Genomic DNA, 6,794 nt, shown 5'->3' with positions numbered 1-6,794 from the left:
CTCTTCCCCCCCCGACCCCGTCGGCGGCGACCTCCTCGTCCAGTGGCACCCCGCGCGGCGGGTGCACCCACCGCTGCACGGAGCCGGGGCCGAGGGGGCCGTCGCGCAGCACCGTCGTCGGGACGACGCCCCACCCGGCGGCCCGGGACACGAGGTGCGCGGCGACCTCCCGGCCGGCGAGCGTGCCGTCGGGGAAGTCGTGCAGCGGCCGCTCGCCGCGCACGGGCTTGTAGACGCACCGCACCTGCGCGTCGCCGGTGCGGCAGGTGGCGAGCAGGGTGACGTTCGAGGAGCCCGTGATCCGGCCCACGACGTCGAGCTCCCCGGCGGCGAGCAGCGCGGCGAGGTCGTCGCCGTCCGGCGGCACCGCGCCCCCGCCCGCGGTCGACCCGCTCAGCGGCGGTACCCGTTCGCCCGCGGGCAGACGTGCCCCTCCGGGTCGAGCGGTCCCGAGCAGAAGGGGCACGGCGGGCGACCGGCGGCCACCAGCGCGAGGGCGCGCCGGGCGAACCCGCGGGCGCTCGCGCCGGACAGGCGCACCCGCAGCACCGAGCGGGAGTCCGGCTCGGGGCCCTCGCCGAGCCCGCCGCCCTCCTCGTCCTCCTCGACGGAGAAGCACTCGATGACGACGACGCCGCGGTCGCCGTCCCACTGCAGGCTCATGGTCCCGACCCGGAACTCCTCCTCGATCGGCGTGTCGAGGGGTGCGTCGTCGCTGGAGCCGACGGGGGCGACCGCCGGCACCGGCGCGTCACCGCCGCTGCGCCGGACGACCTCGTCGAGGAGCTCCTCGACCTTCTCCGCCAGCGTGGCCACCTGCTGCTTCTCCAGCGCCACGGACACCACGGCCGGCACGGGGCCGGTGCTCGGGGAGCGGGCCTGGAGGAAGAAGGTGCGGGAGCCCGCCTGGCCGACGGTCCCGGCGACGAACCGGTCCGGCGGGTCGTACTCGAAGACCTGCGGCGCCATGCTCGCGAGACTACCCACGAGCGCCCGCGCGGCCCGGACGACCCGGCCCCGCCGACCCGGCCCCGTCGACCCGGCCCCGCCGGGCGGCGCGGGGTCAGCGCCCGGCGCCCCCGCCGACGTCCGCGTCGGAGGAGGTGGCGCGTCGACGGCGGCGTCGTGCAGGGGGGACGAGGCCCGACAGGTCCCCGCCGGTGTCGTTGGTCCGCACGACGAAGGGCCGCAGCGGCGTGTAGCGCACCACCGAGACCGACGCCGGGTCGACGACGACGCGCTGGAAGGAGTCGAGGTGCTGGCCGAGGGCGTCGGCCAGCACGGCCTTGATGACGTCGCCGTGGGAGACGGCGACCCACACCGCGTCCGCGCCGTGCTCGGCCTGCACGCGGGCGTCGTGCTCGCGGACGGCCGCGAGGGCGCGGGCCTGGACGTCGCGCAGCGACTCGCCGCCGGGGAACTGGGCGGCGCTGGGGTGGCCCTGGACCACCGCCCAGTGCGGCTCACGGGCCAGCTCCTTCAGCGGGCGGCCGGTCCAGCTCCCGTAGTCGCACTCGAGCAGCCGGGGCTCCTCCTCGAGCGCCGGGCGCGGACGTCGGGAGGTCCCGCCGACGGCCAGCAGCGCGCGGGCGGTGGCGACGGTGCGCTCCAGCGGGCTGGCGACGACCGCGGCGAGGGGCACGCCCGCGAGGCGCTCCGCGAGCGCGGCGGCCTGGGCCCTGCCGCTCTCGTCGAGCTCGACACCGGGCGTGCGCCCGGCCAGGACACCCGTGGCGTTGGCCGCCGTGCGGCCGTGGCGGACGAGCAGCAGCGTCGGCACGCCGTCACCCTAGGCGGCGCGGCCCGCCCTCCCCGGCCGGGCAGGATGCGCCCGGCGCCCGCCCTCCGGCGGCCGCGCCCCGCGACCCACCCGGCAGCACGAGCGAGGGACCCCATGACGGTGACCGTCCGCACCTTCGACGGCGGCAGCGGCGACGTGCCGGCCGCGCCGGCCCGGCCGTCGCGGCCGGCGTCGGTCGAGAGCCCGTCGGACCCGCAGGAGGTGGGCCGGGCGCTGCGCCGGGTCCGGGAGCGCACCGAGGGCTTCGTGTGGGTCCACCTCGACGACCCCCGCGAGGACGACCTGCGCGGCTACGACGAGGCGCTGGGCCTGCACCCGCTGGCCGCCGAGGACCTCGTCGTGGGTCGGCAGCGCCCCAAGCTCGAGCGCTACGCCGGCGAGCACGGCGGCTCGCTGCTCGTCAGCACCCGTCCCGCCAGCTACGACGACGCGCGGTCCGCCGTCGAGACGGGCGAGGTCCTCGTCGTCCTCGGCGACCGGTGGGTGCTCACCGTCGCGCGCGACGACGACCGCGTCGTCGAGCGCGCCCGCGAGCGGCTGGGCGAGGAGGGCCTCGGGCTCGGGGCGGTCTCGGTCCTGCACGCCGTCCTCGACGTCGTCGTCGACGCCTACGTCGCCATCGCCACCGAGCTGGAGGAGGACGTCAGCCAGCTCGAGACGGAGGTCTTCTCCCCCGACTCCCGGGGGGCCGGCACGACCACCCGGGTCTACGAGCTGAAGCGGGAGGCCCTGGAGCTCCTGCGTGCGGTCCGGCCGCTCGTCGAGCCGGCGAAGCGCCTGTGGCAGCAGGAGATGGACCTCGTCCCCGCCCCTGCCCGGGTCTTCCTGCGGGACATCGCCGACCACGTCGTCCAGGCCGCCGAGTCGGTCGAGTCCACGGACCGGCAGCTGGGTGACGTGCACAGCGCCCACCTGGCCGAGGTCGGCCTCCAGCAGAACGAGGACGCGCGGCGCATCTCGGCCTGGGCGGCCCTCGCCGTCGTCCCGACCATCGTCGCCGGCATCTACGGCATGAACTTCGCGGTGATGCCCGAGCTGGCCTGGCGGTGGGGCTACCCCGCGGCCCTGCTGCTCATGGTGCTGCTCTGCCTGGGGCTGTTCCGGGCCTTCCGGCGCTCCGGCTGGCTGTAGGCGCCGCGGCCGTCGAGGAGGCGCCTCAGGGCGCGGCGGCGGGGTCGACGACCGGGGTGACCACGGGCGTCGCGTCCACGACGCCCGTGAGCAGCAGCACGACGAGCACGAGCGCGAGCCCCAGCCGGTACAGCACGAAGCCGCGGAAGGTGTGCGTGCTGATGTAGCGCAGCAGCCACGCGATGACCGCGAGCCCGACGACGAAGGAGACCGCGGTCGCGAGCGCCGTCGGCCCCCAGGAGACCGACGCCCCTGCCTCCCCGCCCAGCTCCGAGACGAGCTGGAAGCCGCCGGAGGCGACCACGGCGGGGATGGCGAGCAGGAAGGCGTACCGGGCGGCCGCCTCGCGCCGGTACCCCAGCGCCAGGCCGGCGGTGATGGTGCCGCCCGACCGCGACACCCCGGGGACGAGGGCGAGGGCCTGGGCCAGCCCGTAGAGGAGGCCGTCGCACCAGGTGAGGTCGGCGAGGTCCTTGCGCGTGCGCGCGGTCGCGTCGGCCACACCGAGGAGCACGCCGAAGACGGCGAGCATGACGGCGGTGATCCAGAGGCTGCGCAGCTGCGTCTCGATGGCGTCCTGGAAGACCAGGCCCAGCACGCCGATCGGCAGCGAGCCGAGGATGACGAGCCACCCCATCCGCGCGTCCGGGTCGTCCCGCGGCACCCGACCGGCGATCGAGAGCGCCCAGCGGCTGACGATCCGGACGATGTCGCGCCAGAAGTAGACGACGACGGCCGCCTCGGTGCCGAGCTGGATGATCGCCGTGAAGGCCGCCCCCGGGTCGCGACCCTCGAAGAGCAGCTGCCCGACGATGCTCACGTGCGCGCTGGAGCTGATCGGCAGGAACTCCGTGAGCCCCTGCACGAGACCGAGGACCAACGCCTCGACCCACCCCATCAGGAGCCCCTCCCGCTCGCGGCCAGCGCGTCCGCCACGGTCCGCAGCACGGCGACCCGCTCGGCCTCGTCCCGGCCCTCCGGCAGCACGGACAGCGTCGTGGCGCCGGCGTCGGCGTAGGCGGCGAGCCGGTCGCGCACGGCCGCCGGCGGCCCGAGGAGGCTGGTGGCCTCGACGAGCGCCCGCGGCACGGCCGCGGCGGCCTCCCGGTGGCGCCGGTCGAGGTACAGGTCCTGCACGAGGTCGGCCTCCCGTTCGTGGCCGAGGCCGACGGCCAGGGCGTGGTAGAAGTTCTGCTCGCGGCTGCCCATGCCGCCGACGTACAGGGCCAGGCGCGCCCGCAGCGGCGCGAGGTCGCCGGCGTCGTCCTGCTCGGCGGCGGTGGCCCCCGACGAGGGCAGGGCCGGCACGGAGGCGACGACGTCGAAGGGTCGTGCGCCGCCTGCCCCGCCCTGCTCGCGCCGGCTCCTCGCCTGCCCCGCCCGGAGGTGGGACAGGCTCTCCGGCAGGTGCTCCGGGGCGACGATGACCCCGAGCCAGCCGTCCGCGACCTCCCCGGCGAGCTCGAGGTTCCGCGGGCCCACGGCGGCGAGGTAGACCGGCACGTCGGGGCGCAGCGGTCGCACGGACAGGCGCAGCGCCTTGCCCGGGCCGTCGGGCAGCGGCAGCACCAGGTGCGGGCCGTCGGCGCGGACCTGCTCGCGCCGCAGCGCCTGGCGGACGACGGCGACGTACTCGCGGGTGCGCCCCAGCGGGGCGGCGAAGCGGACGCCGTGCCAGCCCTCGGAGACCTGCGGGCCGGAGACGCCGAGGCCGAGGCGGAAGCGCCCGCCGGACAGGGCGTCGAGGGAGGCGGTGGTCATGGCCGTCATCGCGGCGCTGCGGGCGGGGAGCTGGAGGACCGCGCTGCCGACGTCGATGGTGCTCGTCCTCGCGGCGACCGCCGTCAGCACCGTGACGGCGTCGGTGCCGTACGCCTCGGACGCCCAGGCGACCCGGTAGCCCAGCCGCTCGGCCTCCTGCGCGAGCCGGACGGGTGCCCAGGGGTCGTCCTCCCCGGCGGCCGAGGACCGGTGCCCGAGGTCGACGGCCAGGTGCACGGCCCCGACCCTAGCCACCGCGGCGCCCCGGGCGGTGCGGCGCGCCCGACGGCGGCGGGACGGGGGGCCGTCCGAGGACGGGGGCTGCCGGCGCGGCGGCCGATACGCTCGCGCGCCATGGAGACCCGACGCGTCGGACGGTCCGGCCTCCGCGTCTCCCGCATCGGCCTCGGGACGCTCACCTGGGGCCGCGACACCGACGAGCACGAGGCCGCCGAGCAGCTGCGCGCGCTCGTCGACGCGGGCGGCACGCTCGTCGCCGCCGCCGCGTCCGCCGGCGGCGAGGCCGAGGGGCTGCTCGGCTCGCTGCTGGGGGACGACGTCGCCCGCGACGAGATCGTCCTGGCGCTGCGGGTCGGTGCGCGCGGACCGGTCTCCGACCGTCGGGGCGACGGCTCCCGCCGCGCCGTCCTGGCGGACCTGGACGCCTCCCTCGCACGGCTGCGCACCGACCACGTCGACCTGCTGCTGCTGGAGGGCGCCGGAGGTCCGGGCTCCGCGCCCGTCGAGGAGTCGCTGGCGGCCCTCGCGGACGCGCAGCGCTCCGGGCGGGCCCGCTACACGGGCGTCGCCGAGACCGGGGCGTGGCGGACGGCGAGGGCCTCGGCCCTCGCGGCGGCCGCCGGCGAGCCGCTCGTGGCCGTCGAGGCCGAGCACTCGCTGGTGGCGCGGTGGGCCGACGTGGACCTGCTCGACGCCGCGGACGCCGGGGGCCTCGGGCTGATCGCCCGCTCCCCCCTCGGCGGCGGGGTGCTCACGGGCAAGTACCGGCACGCCCTGCCGGCGGACTCCCGCGCCGCCTCGCCCCACCTCGTGGGGGTGGTCGAGCCGCACCTGGACGCCTCGGCGCGGGGCGTCGTCGAGGCCGTGTGCACGGCCGCCGACGGCCTGGAGCGGGCGCCCCTCGACGTGGCGCTCGCGTGGGCGGCGGACCGGCCCGGCGTCGCCGCCGCGCTCACGGGGGCCCGGACGGCGGCCCAGCTGCGGGGCGTGCTCACCGGCGCGGACCTGCGCCTGCCGGAGCAGATCCGCCGGGCCCTGGACGAGGTCTCGGCCGAGCGGCTCGCGGTGGGGCGGCCGAGGGCCTGAGCGGTCGGCTCAGGCGCCTCCGGCCTCCGCGGCCCGGGGCCGCCTCACAGCCGCGGGTGCTCGTCGTCCGGGTCGTCGTCCTCGTCCTCGTCGCCGTCCTCGCCGTCCTCGTCGTCGTCCTCGTCGTCGTCCTCGTCGAAGTCCTCGTCGTCGTCCTCGGAGTCGTCGTCCTCGGAGTCGTCGTCGGAGTCGTCGAAGAGCACGAAGGGGGTGACCTCGTCGAAGGCGTCGTAGAGGGCCTCGTCGTAGGTCTCGAAGGCGTCGGAGAGGCTCTGGTAGGCGTCCTTGACGACGGGGTCCGTCTCGGAACGGCGCCGCTCGACGGCGTCCAGGTGGGCCTCGAGCGCCCCGACGAGACGGGCCAGGGCGGCGCGGGGCTGCGTGCTCATGGGAGGACCGTAGCCGCGCGTGACGGCGGCGCACGCCCGCGCGCGGCCGCCGGTCGTCGTCCGCCGGCGGGTCGCGCGTGGCAGCATGGTGGCCGATGGACGCGAGTCGACGCACGCCCGGCGGCGGGGACCTGCCGCAGGAGCGGACGCCCACGAGGCCGGGGTCGGCGCGCCCCGGGACCCCCCGGGCCTCCTCCTACGAGTACCGGGAGATCGTCCTGCCCCGCGGCACGTCCCGCGGCGAGGCCAGGGCGCTGCTCACCGAGCAGGCCGAGTACGGCAAGTGGGAGCTGGCGGGTGTCCGCCTGTACCTCGGCGGTCGCCGCCGGGTCGTGCTGCGGCGGCGGATCATCCGGATGGAGCGGACGGCCTGAGCGCTCGGGCTG

Annotated in this window: 9 protein-coding genes; 3 read left to right on the top strand and 6 right to left on the bottom strand. The window is 77.6% G+C overall.

Annotated elements, in window-relative coordinates; all coding sequences use genetic code 11:
* From WDZ17_RS12215 to WDZ17_RS12205, 3 genes are all read right to left on the bottom strand, one after another.
* Positions 1 to 367, bottom strand: a 367-nt coding sequence (locus WDZ17_RS12215) for a protein kinase family protein (protein WP_494516972.1), incomplete at its 3' end; no start/stop codon positions are given.
* A 26-nt stretch (positions 368 to 393) separates the two neighbouring features.
* Positions 394 to 969, bottom strand: a complete 576-nt coding sequence (locus tag WDZ17_RS12210) for a DUF3090 domain-containing protein (protein WP_339575437.1) — start codon at positions 967 to 969, stop codon at positions 394 to 396.
* A gap of 94 nt (positions 970 to 1,063) precedes the next feature.
* Positions 1,064 to 1,780 carry a histidine phosphatase family protein gene (locus tag WDZ17_RS12205; protein WP_339575436.1) on the bottom strand — a complete coding sequence of 239 codons (717 nt, stop codon included), beginning with the start codon at positions 1,778 to 1,780 and terminating at the stop codon, positions 1,064 to 1,066.
* A gap of 114 nt (positions 1,781 to 1,894) precedes the next feature.
* On the opposite strand from WDZ17_RS12205, the gene WDZ17_RS12200 reads away from it, so the two are divergent.
* A complete protein-coding gene (locus WDZ17_RS12200) occupies positions 1,895 to 2,932 on the top strand; it encodes a magnesium and cobalt transport protein CorA (protein WP_339575435.1) in 1,038 nt (345 codons plus the stop codon).
* Positions 2,933 to 2,957: 25 nt separating this feature from the next.
* Here the strand turns inward: WDZ17_RS12200 and WDZ17_RS12195 are convergent, their stop codons facing one another.
* Entirely contained in the window at positions 2,958 to 3,830 is an 873-nt protein-coding gene (locus WDZ17_RS12195; protein WP_339575434.1) for an undecaprenyl-diphosphate phosphatase, read from the bottom strand.
* Positions 3,830 to 4,930 carry an LLM class flavin-dependent oxidoreductase gene (locus WDZ17_RS12190; protein WP_339575433.1) on the bottom strand — a complete coding sequence of 367 codons (1,101 nt, stop codon included), beginning with the start codon at positions 4,928 to 4,930 and terminating at the stop codon, positions 3,830 to 3,832. Before WDZ17_RS12190 ends, WDZ17_RS12195 begins: the two co-directional genes overlap by 1 nt.
* Positions 4,931 to 5,047: 117 nt before the next feature.
* Here WDZ17_RS12190 and WDZ17_RS12185 point away from each other — a divergent pair, with 117 nt between their 5' ends.
* Positions 5,048 to 6,019, top strand: coding sequence for an aldo/keto reductase (locus WDZ17_RS12185; protein WP_339575432.1), 972 nt, complete (start codon positions 5,048 to 5,050; stop codon positions 6,017 to 6,019).
* Between the two features lie 44 nt (positions 6,020 to 6,063).
* On the opposite strand, the gene WDZ17_RS12180 is transcribed toward WDZ17_RS12185, so the two are convergent.
* On the bottom strand, positions 6,064 to 6,408 hold the full coding sequence (locus WDZ17_RS12180) for a primosomal protein (RefSeq protein WP_339575431.1): 345 nt from the start codon (positions 6,406 to 6,408) through the stop codon (positions 6,064 to 6,066).
* A gap of 95 nt (positions 6,409 to 6,503) precedes the next feature.
* On the opposite strand from WDZ17_RS12180, the gene WDZ17_RS12175 reads away from it, so the two are divergent.
* Positions 6,504 to 6,782 carry a DUF5703 family protein gene (locus tag WDZ17_RS12175; RefSeq protein WP_339575430.1) on the top strand — a complete coding sequence of 93 codons (279 nt, stop codon included), beginning with the start codon at positions 6,504 to 6,506 and terminating at the stop codon, positions 6,780 to 6,782.
* Positions 6,783 to 6,794 lie beyond the last annotated feature (12 nt).

Origin of the sequence: Pseudokineococcus basanitobsidens (assembly GCF_037482545.1) — a bacterium.
GTDB lineage: Bacteria > Actinomycetota > Actinomycetes > Actinomycetales > Quadrisphaeraceae > Pseudokineococcus > Pseudokineococcus basanitobsidens.
This window is presented reverse-complemented; position numbering and strand designations above follow the sequence as displayed.

Bases quoted from the DNA above. Each gene is read 5' to 3' on its own strand.
- WDZ17_RS12175 (WP_339575430.1), top strand. From the start codon at position 6,504: ATGGACGCGAGTCGACGCACGCCCGGCGGCGGGGACCTGCCGCAGGAG.
- WDZ17_RS12195 (WP_339575434.1), bottom strand. From the start codon at position 3,830: ATGGGGTGGGTCGAGGCGTTGGTCCTCGGTCTCGTGCAGGGGCTCACG.
- WDZ17_RS12185 (WP_339575432.1), top strand. From the start codon at position 5,048: ATGGAGACCCGACGCGTCGGACGGTCCGGCCTCCGCGTCTCCCGCATC.
- WDZ17_RS12200 (WP_339575435.1), top strand. From the start codon at position 1,895: ATGACGGTGACCGTCCGCACCTTCGACGGCGGCAGCGGCGACGTGCCG.
- WDZ17_RS12210 (WP_339575437.1), bottom strand. From the start codon at position 969: ATGGCGCCGCAGGTCTTCGAGTACGACCCGCCGGACCGGTTCGTCGCC.
- WDZ17_RS12180 (WP_339575431.1), bottom strand. From the start codon at position 6,408: ATGAGCACGCAGCCCCGCGCCGCCCTGGCCCGTCTCGTCGGGGCGCTC.